The 18,861-nt window shown below is 33.1% G+C and carries 21 protein-coding genes; 19 read left to right on the forward strand and 2 right to left on the reverse strand.

Translation table 11 applies throughout. The features are described from left to right. Both QZZ51_RS11655 and QZZ51_RS11660 read left to right on the forward strand, forming a co-directional pair. Positions 1–547 (forward strand): M24 family metallopeptidase (locus tag QZZ51_RS11655; RefSeq protein WP_291869800.1); only part of this gene is annotated, 547 nt, incomplete at its 5' end. Positions 548–676: 129 nt separating this feature from the next. Then, complete coding sequence (locus QZZ51_RS11660; protein WP_291869802.1) at positions 677–1,258, forward strand: tRNA-(ms[2]io[6]A)-hydroxylase; 582 nt, start codon at positions 677–679, stop codon at positions 1,256–1,258. On the opposite strand, the gene brnQ is transcribed toward QZZ51_RS11660, so the two are convergent. Then, positions 1,245–2,522, reverse strand: coding sequence for a branched-chain amino acid transport system II carrier protein (gene brnQ, locus QZZ51_RS11665; RefSeq protein WP_291869804.1), 1,278 nt, complete (start codon positions 2,520–2,522; stop codon positions 1,245–1,247). The two genes, QZZ51_RS11660 and brnQ, sit on opposite strands and share 14 nt — an antisense overlap. A gap of 335 nt (positions 2,523–2,857) precedes the next feature. Here brnQ and QZZ51_RS11670 point away from each other — a divergent pair, with 335 nt between their 5' ends. Beyond that, positions 2,858–3,079, forward strand: a complete 222-nt coding sequence (locus QZZ51_RS11670) for a hypothetical protein (RefSeq protein ID WP_291869806.1) — start codon at positions 2,858–2,860, stop codon at positions 3,077–3,079. 1 nt (position 3,080) lies between these two features. Here the strand turns inward: QZZ51_RS11670 and thiL are convergent, their stop codons facing one another. Further along, complete coding sequence (thiL, locus tag QZZ51_RS11675) at positions 3,081–4,130, reverse strand: thiamine-phosphate kinase (protein WP_291869808.1); 1,050 nt, start codon at positions 4,128–4,130, stop codon at positions 3,081–3,083. A gap of 193 nt (positions 4,131–4,323) precedes the next feature. On the opposite strand from thiL, the gene QZZ51_RS11680 reads away from it, so the two are divergent. The 16 genes from QZZ51_RS11680 to QZZ51_RS11755 all read left to right on the forward strand — a co-directional run bounded on the left by QZZ51_RS11680 (position 4,324) and on the right by QZZ51_RS11755 (position 18,804). Further along, entirely contained in the window at positions 4,324–4,653 is a 330-nt protein-coding gene (locus QZZ51_RS11680; RefSeq protein WP_291869830.1) for an iron-sulfur cluster assembly accessory protein, read from the forward strand. A gap of 54 nt (positions 4,654–4,707) precedes the next feature. Continuing rightward, on the forward strand, positions 4,708–6,153 hold the full coding sequence (gene sufB, locus QZZ51_RS11685; protein WP_291869832.1) for a Fe-S cluster assembly protein SufB: 1,446 nt from the start codon (positions 4,708–4,710) through the stop codon (positions 6,151–6,153). A gap of 19 nt (positions 6,154–6,172) precedes the next feature. Further along, the gene (locus QZZ51_RS11690) at positions 6,173–7,039 is read left to right on the forward strand and encodes an N-acyl homoserine lactonase family protein (RefSeq protein WP_291869834.1); all 867 of its coding nucleotides are present in this window, start codon (positions 6,173–6,175) and stop codon (positions 7,037–7,039) included. A 6-nt stretch (positions 7,040–7,045) separates the two neighbouring features. Continuing rightward, positions 7,046–7,798, forward strand: a complete 753-nt coding sequence (gene sufC / locus QZZ51_RS11695) for a Fe-S cluster assembly ATPase SufC (RefSeq protein WP_291869835.1) — start codon at positions 7,046–7,048, stop codon at positions 7,796–7,798. Between the two features lie 20 nt (positions 7,799–7,818). Beyond that, on the forward strand, positions 7,819–9,135 hold the full coding sequence (gene sufD, locus QZZ51_RS11700; protein WP_291869837.1) for a Fe-S cluster assembly protein SufD: 1,317 nt from the start codon (positions 7,819–7,821) through the stop codon (positions 9,133–9,135). 142 nt (positions 9,136–9,277) lie between these two features. After that, on the forward strand, positions 9,278–9,562 hold the full coding sequence (locus QZZ51_RS11705) for a hypothetical protein (protein ID WP_291869839.1): 285 nt from the start codon (positions 9,278–9,280) through the stop codon (positions 9,560–9,562). A 54-nt stretch (positions 9,563–9,616) separates the two neighbouring features. Continuing rightward, positions 9,617–9,868 (forward strand): hypothetical protein, encoded by a 252-nt coding sequence (locus tag QZZ51_RS11710; RefSeq protein WP_291869860.1) that lies wholly within the window; start codon positions 9,617–9,619, stop codon positions 9,866–9,868. 74 nt (positions 9,869–9,942) lie between these two features. Beyond that, on the forward strand, positions 9,943–11,157 hold the full coding sequence (locus QZZ51_RS11715; protein WP_291869841.1) for a cysteine desulfurase: 1,215 nt from the start codon (positions 9,943–9,945) through the stop codon (positions 11,155–11,157). A gap of 68 nt (positions 11,158–11,225) precedes the next feature. Further along, on the forward strand, positions 11,226–11,648 hold the full coding sequence (locus tag QZZ51_RS11720) for a SufE family protein (RefSeq protein WP_291869843.1): 423 nt from the start codon (positions 11,226–11,228) through the stop codon (positions 11,646–11,648). Between the two features lie 7 nt (positions 11,649–11,655). Then, positions 11,656–11,988 carry an iron-sulfur cluster assembly protein gene (locus QZZ51_RS11725; RefSeq protein ID WP_291869845.1) on the forward strand — a complete coding sequence of 111 codons (333 nt, stop codon included), beginning with the start codon at positions 11,656–11,658 and terminating at the stop codon, positions 11,986–11,988. Positions 11,989–11,998: 10 nt separating this feature from the next. Continuing rightward, the gene (locus tag QZZ51_RS11730; protein WP_291869847.1) at positions 11,999–12,505 is read left to right on the forward strand and encodes a DUF2480 family protein; all 507 of its coding nucleotides are present in this window, start codon (positions 11,999–12,001) and stop codon (positions 12,503–12,505) included. A 68-nt stretch (positions 12,506–12,573) separates the two neighbouring features. Then, positions 12,574–13,494 carry a DUF3078 domain-containing protein gene (locus tag QZZ51_RS11735; protein WP_291869849.1) on the forward strand — a complete coding sequence of 307 codons (921 nt, stop codon included), beginning with the start codon at positions 12,574–12,576 and terminating at the stop codon, positions 13,492–13,494. 948 nt (positions 13,495–14,442) lie between these two features. Continuing rightward, positions 14,443–15,786 carry a tetratricopeptide repeat protein gene (locus tag QZZ51_RS11740; protein WP_291869852.1) on the forward strand — a complete coding sequence of 448 codons (1,344 nt, stop codon included), beginning with the start codon at positions 14,443–14,445 and terminating at the stop codon, positions 15,784–15,786. Positions 15,787–15,802: 16 nt separating this feature from the next. Beyond that, a complete protein-coding gene (locus QZZ51_RS11745; RefSeq protein WP_291869854.1) occupies positions 15,803–18,043 on the forward strand; it encodes a hypothetical protein in 2,241 nt (746 codons plus the stop codon). A gap of 19 nt (positions 18,044–18,062) precedes the next feature. After that, positions 18,063–18,506, forward strand: coding sequence for a hypothetical protein (locus tag QZZ51_RS11750; RefSeq protein ID WP_291869856.1), 444 nt, complete (start codon positions 18,063–18,065; stop codon positions 18,504–18,506). 31 nt (positions 18,507–18,537) lie between these two features. After that, positions 18,538–18,804, forward strand: a complete 267-nt coding sequence (locus tag QZZ51_RS11755; RefSeq protein ID WP_291869858.1) for a hypothetical protein — start codon at positions 18,538–18,540, stop codon at positions 18,802–18,804. Positions 18,805–18,861: the final 57 nt, after the last annotated feature.

Below are 18,861 nucleotides of genomic sequence, written 5' to 3' on the forward strand. Positions count from 1 at the left end.
AAACAATCAGCAATGCCAAGATGGCGATTTAATCCTTATGGATGTTGCTGCGGAATATGCTAATTACTCTTCCGATTTAACCCGAACTATTCCTGTAAATGGAAAGTTTACGCCAAGGCAAAAAGCAGTTTATGAAGCTGTTTTAAGAGTGAAAAATGAAGCTACAGCGATGTTAGTTCCAGGAACTATTTGGGCAGAATACCATAAAGAATGTGGAAAAATGATGACATCAGAATTACTAGGTTTAGGTTTGTTAGATAAAGCCGATGTGCAACAAGAAGACAAAAATTGGCCGGCATATAAAAAATATTTTATGCATGGAACCAGTCATCATATAGGCTTAGATACGCACGATTATGGCGCATTAAAGACTCCTATGAAAGCAAATATGGTTTTTACGGTAGAACCTGGGATTTATATACCAGAAGAAAAGATGGGTATTCGTTTAGAGGATGATGTAGTTATTCAGGAAAATGGAGAACCTTTTAATTTGATGGAGAACATTCCAATTGAGGTAGAGGAGATTGAAGAATTGATGAATAGATAAAAAATTAAACTAAAAAAGCCCCTATATAGGGGCTTTTTTAGTTTCGAATGCTGTTGTGTTTTATTTCTATAGAGCAAACAATTATTAAGGTTATACCATACCTTTGTTAACCTATAAAAAGTTATAATTATGCTTGGTTTAAAATTAGAAACGGACCCTCGTTGGGCTAACTTAGTCGAAAGTAATATTGAAGAAATATTAACAGATCATGCTTGGTGTGAGCAAAAAGCGGCAACGAATGCAATTACCATTATTTCTTTAAATTCGGAACATGAGGATTTGGTAACAGATTTATTAGCACTAGCACAAGAAGAGTTGGAGCATTTTCAAATGGTGCATGAGATTATAAAAAAGCGAGGATTCAAATTAGGAAGAGAACGTAAGGATAGTTATGTAAATGAGCTTTTTAAAGTGCAAATGAAGGGAGGGAGCAGACAGCAATCATTGGTAAATAGATTATTGTTTTCTGCAATGATAGAAGCACGTAGTTGTGAGCGTTTCAAAGTGCTTTCAGACAATATTAAAGATGAAGAATTGTCTACTTTCTATCGAGAGTTAATGATAAGTGAAGCTGGGCATTACACCACATTTTTAGGCTTTGCTCGTAAATACGGGGAAGGTATTGATGTGGATAAGCAATGGAATGACCTTTTAGAAAAAGAAGGCGAAATTATAAAGAACTATGGTAAGTCAGAATCTATTCATGGATAGGTTTCTTAATTAAGGTTGTAATTATAAAACTTATCAATGCTGGCAACACCCAGCCCATACTATATTTTTGTAGAGGTATCCAAGAAAAAAGTTCTTGCTTGGGAGTTAAAAAAGGAATGCTCCCCAGAAAATCTGGAATGCTAAAAATAATAGTTATTAGCACTACACCTTTAAATACGCTAGCAGAAGTATATTTTTCGGGAAGGTTATTTAGTAAAATTAAAACAATAGTAATAGGGTAAATGAACATCAGGGCTGGTAATGCTACGGCTATTATATACCCTACATTAAATTGCCCCATTACTATTCCCAGTAAGCACCCTACTATTGCCGTAATTATATAGGCTTGTCTAGAGTTATTGCATCTAGACTTTATAAAGTCAGCCGTACCTGTTACTATCCCTACAGCTGTAGTAAAACAAGCTAGGCTTACCAAAACACTTAAAAATAGATTACCTGTAGCTCCAAGGCTTAAAGTGGTCATGCCTGTTAAAAGAGCTGTTCTGCTTATTTCAGCATCAAAGGAATTGTGTACTAAAGAACCAGAGAATACTAGTCCTGTATATATAAGGAATAATGCTAAGCCTGCTATCCAACCTGCTTTTCGTATTAAGGATTTTTTAGATTCGTACGTAGCCTCTTTGTTTTTTATTTGGATAGATACTATAATTACGCCCCCAACAACTACTGCTCCGATAGCATCAAAAGTTTGGTAGCCCTCTAAAATACCATCTGTAAATGGATTGGTAAATAAAGTATTCCCAAAAGAGAAATCAAAAGAAAAAGTGAGGACTCCAATAATTAACAGTAAAATAAGAATAATAGCTGGTGTTAAAATTTTTCCTAGAATAGTTAAAATTTTAGAACGATTTATGGCAAAAAGAAATACGATGGAAAAATAGACAATACTGGTTAGTATGGGTGGTGTGTTAAAAAAAGGGGCAATGGCCATCTCATGTGTTACCGATGCTGTTCTAGGAGAAGGCAAACTTATAGATATGGCATATATAATAAAGGAATAAGTTAAACTAAATGTAGAAGACACTTTTTTTCCAAAATCGAAAATGGTGCCTTGCAGTTTCGCATGTGCTAGAATTCCTAATATAGGAATTACAACAGCCGAGAGACAGAACCCTAGAGTTACTAAGCTCCAAAGGTTACCAGATTTAAAACCTAATAAAGGAGGTAATATTAAATTTCCTGCGCCAAAGAAAAGAGAAAACAAAGCGAAGGCAGTAATTAAAATATCTTTGGTTTTATTCATGTTCTATGTATTCTCTGGTAATATAATAAAATAGAGGCCAAATTTTTTTGTTAAAAAATGAGTAAGTGGTTTTAAAAATAAATTTCATCCTATCTATTTGTTTTTTAACGACTTAAGTTGTGTGTTTTTTGTCGAAGTAAAAACACCCTTTATCGAATTACTGGTTGTTCATCGAAAAAATGAAAATTTTATTTGTTTTTGCCAATAAAAATTACAAACATGCCGTTATCTCTTCAAAGTGTTTTAATGGACATTTTTTTAGACCAAAACCAAATTAAAAAATTAGTGTTTATAGATTCCCAAATCGTGTAAATGCACCTAAAAAAACCTACATTATGAAGAAAGTCATATGCAATATTTTTGGACACCACTATTCCGTGTCTAAAAAAGTTACTTCACACATCAAGGAATACAAATGCATTCATTGCGGTAGAGAAGTTACAACAGATGTTAGCGGAAATTTATCGGCATTAACACCAGAATTACAAGACATAAATAACACATTAGAGGTTATTTATCAGAAAAGACACAGAGCTGCTGCACAGCAGGTAGCTTAATCTATGCTTTGGCGAGCGAATTCCAGCCCTGAGCGGTTAACGGAATTTTAGAATTATTCCTGGAGATTAAGAAAGCACCATCATTCTCTTCTGTAGTGTGCCCCACTATAGAAAAGTTAGGATTGCCCTTAATTTTTGGGAATTCTTTTTGGTCTATAGTGAACAGTAACTCATAATCTTCCCCTCCACTTAAGGCTACCGTAGTACTATCTAAATTAAACTCTTCGCAGGCAGAAATTACCGTCGGGTCTAATGGAATCTTATCTTCATACAAATGAACACCTACTTTGCTGCTTTTGCATAAATGCAAAATTTCGGAAGAAAGGCCATCACTAATATCTATCATAGAAGTTGGGTGAACATCTAACTCCTTAAGCAATTCAGTAACGTCTTTACGAGCTTCGGGCTTTAATTGTCTTTCAACGATATAAGAATATGGCTCTAAATCTGGCTGATTATTTGGGTTTACTTTAAAAACTTCTTTCTCTCTTTCTAAAATTTGCAGTCCCATATAAGCACCTCCTAAATCTCCAGAGACTACTAATAAATCACTTGGTTTGGCTCCCGTACGGTACACAATATCCTCTTCGTTTGCTTCACCAATTGCTGTAATGCTTATTAACATGCCTTTGGTAGAAGAAGTGGTGTCTCCGCCAATTAAATCTACATCATATTTTTTTGCCGCTGTTGCAATTCCTGCATATAATTCTTCTAAAGCTTCTAAAGGAAACCGGTTAGAGACCGCTATGGATACCGTGATTTGAGTTGCCTTGGCATTCATGGCATAGATATCAGATAAATTTACCATAACAGCCTTATATCCCAAATGCTTTAAAGGCATATAGCTTAAGTCAAAATGTACATTTTCTACCAATAAATCTGTAGAGATAACCACTTTTTTATCTTTAAAATCTAATACCGCAGCATCATCACCAATGCCTTTTATAGTTGAGGTATGTGTTATTTTAAAGTCCTTTGTTAAATGGTCTATTAATCCAAATTCTCCTAAACTTTCTAAAGTTGTTTTTTCTTGATTCTTATCTTCTAGCATAGTGCAAAAATAAGAATCCTAATTAGTTATTATACTATCTTTTATAGTATTGAAATAGAGATGATTTAAAAATTATGTAGTTCTGGTATAAAGAAAGCTTATTTATGTATACAATATAATAATGTAAGTTTTTATGATAAAACCCCACTTATAGCATATATTTGTAAACTATTTAGAATAAATCCAGTTAACTATGATTCAAGTATCAGATACAGCAAAGAAAAGGGTTGTTGGTTTAATGACCGAGGGAGGTTTTGATGCTACCAAAGATTATGTCCGTGTTGGCGTAAAAAGTGGTGGTTGTAGTGGTTTATCCTATGAATTAGATTTTGATAATAAAGTAGGAGAGACCGATAAGGTTTTTGAAGATAATGCAGTACGTATTGTTGTTGATAAAAAAAGTTTTTTATACCTAGTGGGCACCACTTTAGAATATTCTGGTGGACTTAACGGTAAAGGATTTGTGTTTAACAACCCCAACGCCCAAAGAACATGTGGTTGTGGAGAAAGTTTTTCATTATAAACATTTAAAAAGAAGTTAATTAATTCCTCCTTGTTGGGGGTTTAAATAGGGCTTATGGCATATACAGAAGAGGAGTTAAAGAAAGAACTAGAAACTAAGGAATATGAGTACGGTTTTTATACAGATATAGAATCGGATACTTTTCCAAAAGGATTAAACGAGGATATTGTTCGTGCTATTTCCAAAAAGAAGAACGAGCCTCAATGGATGACAGATTGGCGTTTGGAAGCTTTTAGTATTTGGCAGAAAATGGAGGAGCCAGATTGGGCGAATGTAAATTACGAGAAACCAGATTTCCAGGCAATAAGTTACTATTCTGCACCAAAAAAGGCTGACCCTAACAAATCTCTAGAAGATGTAGATCCAGATTTGTTAGAAATGTATAAAAAATTGGGCATCTCTGTAGATGAACAAAAGAAATTACAAAATGTAGCTGTAGATATTGTTGTAGATTCTGTTTCGGTAGCAACTACATTCAAAAAGACACTAGCAGAAAAAGGGATTATTTTTATGCCTATTTCTGAAGCTATACAAGAACACCCAGAGTTAGTAAAAAAGTATATGGGTTCTATTATCCCAAGAACAGATAACTTTTATGCGGCATTAAACTCTGCGGTATTTACAGATGGTTCTTTTTGTTATATTCCAAAAGGAGTACGTTGTCCTATGGAATTGTCTACCTATTTTAGAATTAACGAAGGAGGAACAGGGCAGTTTGAGAGAACCTTAGTAATTGCAGACGAAAGTAGCTATGTAAGTTACTTAGAAGGTTGTACGGCACCATCTAGAGATGAAAATCAGTTACACGCAGCTGTTGTAGAGCTTATTGCTTTAGACGATGCAGAAATAAAATACTCAACGGTACAAAATTGGTATCCTGGGAATGCCGAGGGTAAAGGCGGGGTTTACAACTTTGTAACTAAAAGAGGTTTGTGCGAGAAAAACGCAAAAATATCTTGGACACAAGTAGAAACAGGTTCTGCAGTAACCTGGAAATACCCTTCTTGTATATTAAAAGGGGATAACTCTATCGGAGAATTTTATTCTATCGCTGTTACCAATAACTATCAACAAGCAGATACAGGTACAAAAATGATCCACCTTGGAAAAAACACCAAGAGTACTATTATATCTAAAGGTGTATCCGCAGGAAAATCACAGAATAGTTATCGTGGTTTGGTACAGGTAGGTTCTAGAGCAGAGAATGCAAGAAATTTTTCGCAGTGCGATTCTTTACTAATGGGTAATGAATGTGGGGCACATACTTTTCCGTATATAGAAGTAAAAAATAAAAGCGCACAAATAGAGCATGAAGCTACGACAAGTAAAATTGGAGAAGACCAGATTTTCTATTGCAACCAAAGAGGAATTGATACAGAAAAGGCAATTGCACTTATTGTAAATGGCTTTAGTAAAGAAGTTTTAAATAAATTACCAATGGAGTTTGCTGTGGAGGCACAAAAATTATTGGAAATAAGTTTAGAAGGCTCTGTAGGATAATCTTAAAGCAATGTTGAAAATGAAAAAGATACTACCATTTATTTTTGTGATTTCATTTTTAGTTGCTTGCAAAGAAGCTCCTAAAAAAGCCCACGAAGCAGTTTCTGTGGAGGCAAAAAAACCAGAGGTAAAATTATATACTTTTAGCGGAGGTACGGTTTTGGTAAATAACTTAGAGCTATTTTCACAGGATACAACCTACCATGGGCAATCTAAAGAGTTTGCAGATGCCTTTTATGTAATTCAACACCCGAAAGGAAATTTAATTTGGGATGCTGGTCTACCAGAAGGTTTGGTGGGTTTAGAAAAGCCATTTACGTCTCCAGATGGTAATTTTACAGTGTCTAGAAAAGATTCGGTAGTAAATCAATTACATAAAATAGGATTAACACCAGCCGATTTTAAATATATAGCTTTATCGCATACGCATTTTGATCACAGTGGCCATGCTAATGTATTTAAAGAATCCACGTGGTTGGTTCAAGAAATAGAGCATAGTTTTATCACCAGTGAAGAATCACAAAAAACAGATAATTATAAAGCTATAAAAGATCTTACCAAAGTTCAAAAACTAAAAGGAGATTTTGATGTTTTTGGAGACGGTAGTGTTGTTATTAAATCTATGCCAGGCCATACTCCGGGGCATCAGGTTTTATTTCTAGATTTAGTAGAACATGGTCCCGTATTATTATCTGGGGATTTATATCACTTATACGAAAATAGAATACATAAAAGAGTACCAATATTTAATTTTGATGTTGCACAAACCAAAGCAAGTATGGAAGCTTTTGAAGCGTTTGCTAAAAAGAAAAATGCCAAGGTTTATTTACAGCATCAAAAAGAAGATTTTAATAAAATGCCTAAGGCACCAGAATATTTAAAGTAGAAGACAATGTTAAAAATTAATAATCTACATGCAAAAGTAGAGGACAAGGAGATTTTAAAAGGAATTAATTTGGAGATTAAAGCAGGGGAGGTTCATGCAATAATGGGTCCTAATGGTTCTGGTAAAAGTACTTTAGCTTCTGTAATTGCTGGTAAAGAAAATTTTGAAATTACCGAAGGCTCTGTAGAATTGGAAGGGGAAGATTTAGAAGAAATTTCTCCTGAAGAAAGAGCACACAAAGGTGTATTCTTATCTTTTCAATACCCTGTAGAGATTCCTGGAGTTTCTGTAACCAACTTTATGAAAACGGCAATTAACGAGTCTAGAAAGGCAAAAGGATTAAAAGAAATGCCAGCCAAAGACATGTTGAAGTTAATAAGAGACAAGTCAGAACTTTTAGAAATTGATCGTAAGTTTTTATCCCGCTCTTTAAATGAAGGTTTTTCAGGTGGGGAGAAAAAACGGAATGAGATTTTTCAAATGGCCATGTTAGAACCAAAACTTGCTATTTTAGATGAAACAGACTCTGGCTTAGATATCGATGCTTTGCGTATAGTCGCTAGCGGAGTAAATAAACTGAAGAGTAAGGACAATGCGGTATTGTTAATTACACACTACCAGCGCCTCTTAGACTATATAGTGCCAGATTTTGTACACGTTTTACATAATGGTAAAATAGTAAAATCTGGAGGAAAAGAACTAGCATTGGAGTTAGAAGAAAAAGGATACGATTGGCTTAAAAATGAAGAGGTAGTTTAATTACTCAATACTCAATTAAAATGGAATTAAAAGATAAATTAGTTTCTTCTTTTATGGCGTTCGAGAATAATGTGGATGTAGAAAGTCCTGTTCACGATATTCGTACCGAGGCTATTAAGAATTTTGAAACCAAAGGTTTTCCAACAAAAAAGGAAGAAGCTTGGAAATATACATCCTTAAATAGTTTGCGTAAAATTGACTTTAGTATTTTCCCAAAAATGGAAAATACCTTAGAATATAACGATGTAAAAAAGTACTTCTTGCATGAAATAGAGACCTATAAGATTGTTTTTGTAGACGGTATTTATAGTTCTTATTTATCCGAAACTACACATGATGGGGTAGATATTTGTTTAATGAGTTCGGCTTTAACTAAAGAAATGTATAAGCCAGTTATAGATGTTTATTTTAATAAAGTAGCATCTAAAGACGAATCCTTGACAACATTAAATACAGCGTTTAGTAGAGAAGGAGCATATATTTATATCCCTAAGAATAAAATGCCTAAAAAACCTATCGAAATTTTACATTTCGCAACAGGTAATGAAGCTTCTTTAATGCTACAACCAAGGAATTTAATTATTGTAGAGGAGAATGCTGAGGTACAGATTATAGAAAGGCACCAGAGTTTAACTAGTAACAATGTGCTTACAAATGCAGTAACCGAAATTTTCGCGGCAGATAATGCAATTGTAGATATATATAAGGTGCAGAATGATAATGCTAGTGCGTCTTTAATAGACAATACATATATAGACCAAAAAAATAAGAGCGTTGTTAAAGTGCATACTTTTTCATTCGGAGGTAAGTTAACGCGTAACAATCTTAATTTTTATCAGAATGGAGAATATATAGACTCTATTATGAAAGGGGTAACTATATTGGGAGAAAAACAGCATGTGGATCACCATACTTTAGTACATCATATAGAGCCTAACTGCGAGAGTCACCAAGATTATAAAGGAATTTATGGGGAGAGTTCTACTGGAGTATTCAACGGTAAGATTATTGTAGATAAGATTGCACAAAAAACCAATGCTTTTCAGAAAAATAATAATATTCTGATAAGTGATAAGGCTACTATAAATACAAAACCACAATTAGAAATTTTTGCAGATGATGTAAAATGCTCGCACGGTTGTACTATTGGCCAGTTAGATGAAGATGCACTTTTTTACATGCAATCTAGAGGTATCCCAGTTAAAGAAGCAAGAGCTTTGTTAATGTATGCTTTTGCTAATAATGTTTTACAAAGCGTACGTATTCCAGAACTTAAAGTTAGAATTAATACATTAATAGCTAGCAAATTAGGGGTTAATTTAGGTTTCGATTTGTAGAAGGGTAAATACCTTTTTTTAACAAGAAATCATCTTAAAATAGAAGAAATATTTAACGGCACTTTAATAGTGCCGTTTTTTTTGTGAAAGAATTTACATATAGATTTGCGAACTAATTGTAAACCATTAACTAATAGTTCGTATGAAAAAACTTTCTTTTTTAGCAATTTTAATGTTTTTATGTAGTGTTTCTCTAGTAGCTCAAGACAAAAAATGGAGTGTAGAGGCAAATTTTCCAATCTCAGTAGGCGATGAATTGGGCAACGATGCGCCTGGCATTGTTGATGTAGGCTTAAAATACCGATTTTTAGATTTCAATATTGTAAAAATTGGTGCCGGTTTAAATGTGGGTGTTTTCAAGGATAATATTAAATCGTACACAGATTTTGAGTTGTACGATTTTGACGAAACTAATTGGGTAATATAGCCAAAAGTTTTCGCAGAGTTTAGCATACCGGGAATTAAGAAATTACACCCAAGTATTGGTTTAGGATATTCTGTTATTTCCTCGAAAACAGAAGGTTTGTATTTTGGTCAGAATCAAAAAAGTACAGGCTCAGAAGATGGTGTAAATTTAAATTTAGGGCTTTCCTATGATATAAGTAAGCGATTCTTTTTACAAGTGCAGTACGATTATGTTAGAACCAAGGATGATTATAATTATTTAGGTAATACTATAGTTATCAAACAAAATTTAGAATATTTAAAGGCAGGTGTCGGTTTTAGATTCTAATGTAATAATTAAGACCCGTAAGTTCTATTACTTTTGCTAAGGAGTAGGTATCTTTGCACCTTAGCAAAAGTACTATGATAGATGTTACTACAATACGTAAAGACTTTCCTATATTAAACCGAGAGGTGAACGGAAAACCATTAGTGTATTTGGATAATGCTGCAACATCGCAGACACCACAACAGGTGATAGATGTTATTGTAGACTATTACCAGAATTATAATGCCAATATTCATCGAGGTGTGCATGCCTTATCGCAAGAGGCTACGGATAAGTATGAGCAAGCACGTATAACTATTCAGAAACATTTTAATATTGCCAAATCGCACGAGGTAATTTTTACATCAGGGACTACGCATAGTATTAATTTGGTAGCAAATGGTTTTACGTCACTTTTATTTGCTGGGGACGAAATTATAGTTTCTGCCTTAGAACACCATTCTAATATTGTCCCTTGGCAAATGCTTTGCGAGCGTACAGGAGCAATGCTAAAAGTTATTCCAATGAACCAAGAAGGGGAGTTGGTTATGGATGTGTATAAGGAGTTGCTGTCTAGTAAAACAAAATTAGTTTTTTGTAACCATATTTCTAATGCTTTAGGAACGGTTAATCCAATAGAAACAATAATAAAAGAAGCCCATAATGTTGGTGCTGCAGTATTAATAGATGGTGCGCAAGCTGCACCACATATAAAAGCAGATTTACAAGCTCTAGATGTAGATTTCTATACCATATCTGCCCATAAAGTTTGTGGCCCTACGGGAGCAGGCATGTTATATGGGAAAGAAGAATGGCTGAATAAGTTACCACCATACCAAGGAGGTGGAGAAATGATTGCAGAGGTTACTTTTGAGAAAACTACCTATGCAGATTTACCGCATAAGTTTGAGGCTGGTACACCAAATATTTGCGGAGGTATTGCATTTGGAGCCGCTTTAGATTATATGAATGCTATTGGTTTTAGTGCTATTGCAACCTACGAGAACGAATTGTTAGAATATGCTACAGAAAAACTTTTAACTATAGACGGACTTAAGATTTACGGAACATCCAAAAACAAAACATCTGTAATTTCTTTTAATATAGAGAACTTACACCCGTATGATATAGGTTCTATTTTAGATAAATTAGGAATTGCTGTACGTACAGGGCACCATTGTGCACAACCTATAATGGAATTCTATAAAATTCCTGGTACCGTAAGGGCTAGTTTTTGCTTTTATAACACCAAAGAAGAGATTGATGCTTTGGTGGCAGGAGTCGAGATAGCCCGCAATATGTTAATGTAATAGTTATCATTTTCCTAAACGTTTGAATCCCAAAGATTCCTATCGTACTTTTGTAAAAAATAGCAGGTATGACCATTGAAGCAATCCAAGAAGAAATTATAGACGAATTTTCCATGTTCGATGATTGGATGCAGCGCTATGAGTATATGATAGACTTGGGTAAATCCTTACCTTTAATAGAAGAAGAATTTAAAACAGATGACCATATCATAAAAGGATGCCAGAGTAAAGTTTGGGTACATGCCGAGCTAGAAGAAGATAAATTGGTTTTCACTGCGGATAGCGATGCCATTATTACCAAAGGAATAATTGCTATTTTAATACGGGTTTTTAGTAACCAGAAACCACAAGACATTATTGATGCTAATACCAATTTTATTGATGAAATTGGGCTGAAAGAACATTTGTCTCCTACCAGAGCAAACGGATTGGTTAGTATGATTAAACAGTTGAAATTATATGCAGTTGCATATCAAACACAACTAAACTAAAAGTAACATGAGCGAAGAAACAACTACAGTAGATACACAAGAATTAGGAGAGCAAATAGTACGAGTATTAAAGAGTATTTATGACCCAGAAATTCCTGTAGACATATACGAATTAGGTTTAATTTATGACGTTTTTGTAAATGAAGACCAGGAAGTGAAGATTTTAATGACCTTAACATCTCCCAACTGCCCAGTTGCAGAATCTTTACCTGTAGAGATAGAAGAAAAGGTAAAATCTATAGACGCCGTAAAATCTGCTATTGTAGAAATAACTTTTGACCCACCTTGGACGCAAGACTTAATGAGCGAAGAGGCAAAATTAGAAATAGGGTTGCTTTAATTTTCCCAAAATGGAAGATAAAATAGTAAATAGAGTTGCCGAAAGTCAGTTAATGACGTTTAATTTGGAAGATTACTATCCAGAAGGAAAGAGGATGGTTTTAGATATTAGTCAATGGCTATTCGAGGGTTTTATTCTTAAAGAAAAAGATTTTAGGACTTCAATTATGGAGCACGATTGGGAACAATATAAAGATTCCTACGTAGCCCTTAGTTGTAGTACGGATGCTATTGTTCCTGGATGGGCATATATGCTTATTGCAACAAAACTAGAACCTTTTGTTACTATGGTAGTACAAGGGAATTTAGAGGACGTAAACACCTTGTTATATAAGTCTATCATAGAAAATTTAGATGTTACGGCTTACAAAGGTAAGCCGGTGATTATCAAAGGATGTAGTAATAAACCAGTACCTCCAAACGCTTATGTTTGGGCAACTATTAGGCTGCAAAATGTAGCTAAGAGTATTATGTATGGGGAGGCTTGTTCTTCTGTTCCTTTATACAAGAAGAAATAATTTGTCACTTTATATGTGACATTTATTACTTTTGCGTTTCTAAATTAAAAAACACTAAACATTACATTATGAAAAAACTAGTATTTACTTTGGTAGCCATATTTGCATTAACTGCAAGTTATGCCCAAACGGTTGATGAATTAAAAGCGGTGCAAGCTTTAAAAAAAGATTCTGTTGCAGCTATCCAAGGTAGAGTAGATGCATTACAAGGAAAAATTGATGCTTTCCCAGGATGGAAAAAAGGAGCTTTTGGTACTATTGGTGCTAATTTATCTGGATTTAACAACTGGTATGCGCAAGGTTCTCCAAACAATTCTACAGGTAATATAGGAGTTGCAATCAATGGTTTTGCAAACTTAGATAAAGAAAAATTCTTTTGGAGAAATTCTGGAAACATTAACTTAGGATGGGTAAAGTTTGATGATAAAGATGATGCTACAGATGACGATAGTTTTAAAGAAGCTACAGATGTATTTACAATCTCCTCTTTATATGGTCGAAAACTAAGCGAAAAATTCGCAATCTCTGCACTTGGAGAATATAGAACAACCATCTTAAATAACTTTAACGACCCTGGATATTTAGATTTAGGTGTTGGTGCCACATGGACTCCAATAAAAGATATGGTGGTAGTTATTCACCCTTTAAACTACAATTTTGTATTTGCTAAGAATGATGCTGCTTTTGAGTCTTCTTTAGGGGCTAAAATAGTAGTGGATTATACAAAAAAAATGGGTGCTGTAAATTTTAAAACAAACTTCTCTACATTCCAAAGTTATAAGAGTAGCAACCTGTCTAACTGGACATGGATTAACTCTTTTGGGTATACATTATGGAAAGGTATTGGTTTAGGATTTGAGTTTGGTTTAAGAGATAACAAGCAAGAAGCATTGAACTATGCACTTACCGATACTCCAACTGCAGATTTTAATAGTATTGATAACAAAACACAATCGTACTGGTTATTTGGTCTTAACTATGCTTTCTAAGCAAAGATTTTGCTTATATTAAAATAGTAAAGCCCTCGTATGAGGGCTTTTTTTATTAAGTAGGATACGCTAAATTTGGTTTACACAGTCAATAATATAACATAATGGTTATGTTAATGATTTGTAGTAAGAGGCCTTATTTAAGTATCAAAAAAATAAGGTTTCTATTCGGGACAAAACATTTAGTTTTAAATACAAAGCTAATGTACTGGTGAAAAGGAGATTACGGAATAATTTGTTGTAAAACGGGTTATTTCTGTTGCATAATCCGTTAAAATGGACAATTTTATCGTTGAAGCGCTATGTTTACTGAAGTGTATGTATAAAAAAAGCCCTTTTGGGAAAGGGCCAATTCTTTAGTTAAGTAGGTATTCTGTAAAATTTAGGTCCGAAAGTAAATTCGGTAATTTTTTTAGGTTAAGTATCGTTTTGGGGAAAAGACACCTGGTTATTTTTCGGTTAAGTTTTAGTATTTATTTGGGATAAACACTAGGAACTTTTCTTGAGTCAATGTTTGGAACCGAGATTTTTAGCTTTTGTGGATTAATGAAGACTTTTTTGAGTAGCATAGCCTTAGCTATGGTACGATAAAAAGACAAAATTAGGTCGCAAAATGTAAAGATCGTAGGTAAAAGATTTACTCAAGAAGAGTTCTTATCTTAATTACACTTCAAAGATACTACGAGAGCTAACGTTTAGAACAATTTATGTTGTGAAGTAGCTTTATAATGTTGTGAAAAATACGAGTGGTATTCTTTCCTCGATGAACTACCAAATTACGTAACTAAATAAATCAAAAACTTAAAAAGTCTTCGCTTGTATTTCATCGAAAGTAAGGGTGAAACCTTACCTATTGAAAGGGTTATTTCCAGAGATTTAAAAATACTTCTCTCAAATTTGTTATGCATTCTAAAAATTTTAGGATGTCTAAACATTAAAACCATTTGAATGAAGAAAATTTACACTTTCATTGCATTTTTTATTACGATGCATTTTATAGGGTTTACACAGCAAGACTCCAATAAAAACGATAGCCTCTTACAAAAGGTAGAAGGGTATATATACAGTGATTCTATTACACCTAAAAAAGCAAAAAAATTATTTAAAAAACTAAAAACCCTAGCCAAAGAGGAGAATGCAGACGCTACTTGCTTATTGGGTATTTTATACAAAGATGGTATAGGTACTCGCTTAAATTTTAATAAAGCACGCAAGCAATTTAAGAAGGCTTTTGAGTTGGGTAATGATAAGGCGGCTTACTCATTAGGCTATATGTATTTAAAAGGTTTGGGGAATATTAATCAAGATTATAAAAAAGCTATTCATTGGTTTAGGAAGAGAAAGTACCCAATGGCAAAACATTGGTTAGCGCAATGCTATTATTATGGTTATGGAGTACCTATAGATAAAGAAAAAGCAATAGGGATATTAAAAGAAAACCTAATAGTTAATAGCACAGTTCTTCTATCGCAATGGGAATATGAAAATAGCCACCCAGAAATTCTACTAGAAAATAAAAGCACAACAGATAATAGTGAAGATATAAAGGCATCTTCAGTTATTACTACTAGTAACGAAGATCAAGTAAATACTATTACTGATGGAGTATTAGGAAAATGGTTTGGAGAATGGCAAATTATGGATTGGTCTGGAGAAAAAATAAGGAGGGCTATACCTATTGAAATGGAAATATTGGAAACAGGTTCTGGTATTTTAGATACAAAAATAGTGCTAGATAATAATGAATTTAAAGGAAACGTAATTATAAACAACAAGGAACTAGTCTTCCCAGACATGACTGTAAATCTTAGAAAAAGATATACCGATCATCCTAACGAATTAACCTTAGATAGTAGATTTTTGTCATTTATATACGAGCTGTCTAACATTCATGGGGTACCGTATATGTCGGGAATATTAGAAACCAACATTGTTAATTGGTCAGAGCCAGGAGCCCCTAGTAAATTAATACTACAAAGAAATAAAACGGCTTTAAGTAAAGAAGTTATTGCAGCACTAGCAGAGCAAAAAGAACATTTTATAAAAGTATATCCCAACCCTTTTGAGCAAGATTTGCTTTTGCATTACACGCTAGAAAAGGATACCGATGTTTCTATACAGTTATTAGATTATTACCAACCCTCTAAAATTTTAAAAACAAAAAATAGAAGACAAAAAAAAGGAGAACGTACCGTAGTTCTAGAAGGTCTTAATTCTCTAGAAAAAGGACTTTATATTATTAATATGAATGTTGGTTCTAGTAGTTACTCACGAATAGTGGTAAGAAAATAATTAAAAAATTTAGAACATGAAAAATACTGTAATAATAACATTTTTTGCAATTATATTCTCCATTTTAGGCATACAAGAACTACAATCTCAATATAGACAATACAAACCTTTGGATTATGACGAGTTTGAAAACGGAGAGAGAATAGATCTCTACCGTTATAGACCCATAATTCGTAGTGGGTATACAAGTTGTTGTACAGAAGAATCTCCCTTTAACCATACCATAACTTTTAATAATATGGGGGGGTTACTTGCTATGCAAAATGCAATTAATGCCGCGCAGTGGAAAAAAGTAGAAGCATGGCTTAGGAAACAAGAAAACAATTTTAAAAACGAAATAAATCGGCAGTTAGGCACTAAGCACACCTCTTTTAGAGATGCACAAAAAGCATTCTACAAAAACTATGAAGAAAATGTTTTAAAGTTAAATGATAAGATACATTCTTTAGGGTTTGGTCATATTAAAAAATCGAATGCATTAAATGAAGAGCAAAAACAATACACCAATGAACTTGTTGTCATTGAGGATTGGAAAAATTTGCGAAATCATTGTAGACCCATAGGAATAATAGATTGTGGAAATAGACCAAATACAACTATACGAGGCAAACGTATTGGGTCTATGAGTATAGGGGCATTAAATAGTATGGAGAGTACTGCTTTAAAAGATTTTTATAGAACAGAGTATGAGTCTGCTTTACAGAAATCTTGGGGACAGGGAGTATATAGAATAAATGATAACAATGCTCTTACCACCGAAATGGTAAATAAGCATATTAATTACTATAATAGTAGAGGACTCCAAGACAAAGTCTTTTTAATGACGGCCTATTTAACACAGTACAATAACAGATATTCTGGTGTTTTAGCAGTTCCAATTTCTAAGTATAATATTCCTCCTTTTTGGAAGAATAGTACATTATTAGAAAGAGGGAAGAAAAAAACTTCTACACCTATGGCTGCTAATATTTTTAAGCCAAATTTTGATAGAGAATGCCGAAATAGTGGACCTACTTCTCCTAGAGGGGCAGAAATAGGTGGAAATCAACGTTGTCATGGAATAAAATTATGGAGAGAACGAATTATTCAGAAACATAAGGATGAGTTTTTATCTGATAGCGAACTGGGAATGACTCTTAAACTAAATAGAATAAGAGATGGGTATAGATCTTATAATGGGTCAGGAAAAATAGGAGGTTTAGATGCCTTGGCATATAGTAATTATGTATTAGATGGTACTGGTTCAAATGCAAATAGATTTTACCAACTTACCAATGGAGGGTGGGTGTATCGTTCTAACTCTCCTAGAGAAGATATTAATGGGGGTAATTCATTCTCAGAACCAAGCTTAAATGATGATGGGTACTATTATTATATGCATAATGATGCTACAAAAGAATGGCATGAAGTTTTATTACCAGCAGTAGGTGTTAATACTACAGGCGATGCTTATTTAGTAAATGTTTTTTGGAATGTAATTGCAAAAAACGTTGGTCGCTATGCCTTACCAGTAGAAGACGCTATGGCCTTAGTAGATGCTAAAGATTTAGATGGAAAAGAATATTCTCGTGCTGAAGCTAGTATTTGGTTGGTAATAGGGTTAGTTCCTGGGGGGAAAATATTAAAACCTGTAGGGAAAGTGGCAAAAGGAGCTGTAGTAGTTTCTAAAATAATTAAGATAGGAGATAAAACTATAATTCGTGTCATTATTAAAGCTTCAGATCAAGTTTTAGGTAAGTATAAAAATTTTGCAAATATTGATGTTGTTAATAAAATTAAAGAATCTCTTACTTCTGGGGCTCAATTTTTAGACGAAGTTGAAGATGCAAGTGAAATAATTGAAGACCTTTCTAAATTAAGAGGAAGAAAACTAACATGGGAAGAAGTGAAAAGATTGTTTAAAAGGGGTAATGATTTTAATAGGAAAGGATGGAAAAACTATGACTTTAATGAAATAAATTTATTAGATAAAAAAAGATTAGATTCTTATATTCCAGGGAAAGAAATTATATCAAGAAAAGCTACTACGTTATCAGAAATTAAGGCAGCAACATTTGAAAAATATCTTAAAGAATTAACAACAAAATATAAAGTTGGAAAAATAATAGATTCCTCTAAATTACCTAAAAACACAAAACTTTCGGGACAGTATTATTTAGAAATTCCTTTATCAAACAAATCGTTTTTTGAAAATAGTATTACTTTTAAAAATTTAGCTAAGAAGTATAATGTAAAAATTAAATACCTTGCAGAATAGTTTAAAAAAAATGAATCTAATGCCAATATACAACATTTTAAATAAAATAGATTTCGTTAACCGTTATAAAAATATTTGCGAGTTATATAAAAAACAAGAGGAACCTTTTAATATAAAACAGGATTTGATTAAAGAGATACTATTTTCTTTTGATGATTCTATAAAATATGTTTCCAAGGAAAGAATGTTTATCTCTAAGTACCAAATAACGGATACAGAAATAAACTTAGGTTTAGAATTTAAGTATGGTTATATAACAGCTAGATTATATTATATTGTGAAAGATGAATGGATTATTTATAATAGGTTTGATTTTATAGCAAAAGAATTGAATTCTAATTATGATAGATCAAGATATAGCTTACCCATATTTAACAATAAAGAAGATTTATCAGAGATTCTTACTCATTTTTTTTCAATATATAATGATATTAAAAAAGAATTAAAATTTGCGAATATTTAGAAAAATTTTTCAGATTTAATAAACTACTAGAATGAAATATTATAAACTACAGCATAATTGGGATAGGATAAAAGAAATAGGAAAGTATCCTCAAGCAGAAACAGCTAAACGTTTACCATTCAATACAAATAACTTAGGTAAAGAAATTATAAAGGGGGAACTTATTCCCCCGCAACCTATATTAAAGAATAAAGTCAAGCCTACTACATTGCTTAGCGTTGTTACTTTAAACCCAATCTGTTTTTTAGTATTTAAAAACAATCCTGTCCTAAATAAATTCAGGGCACATAAAATCTAGCCATTTTACAGGTTTTACGGCCTAAATATATTGATTTTCAAAAAAGAACCCCTTGTA

The sequence above is a fragment of the Maribacter sp. genome (assembly GCF_016744255.1).
Classification (GTDB): domain Bacteria; phylum Bacteroidota; class Bacteroidia; order Flavobacteriales; family Flavobacteriaceae; genus Maribacter_B.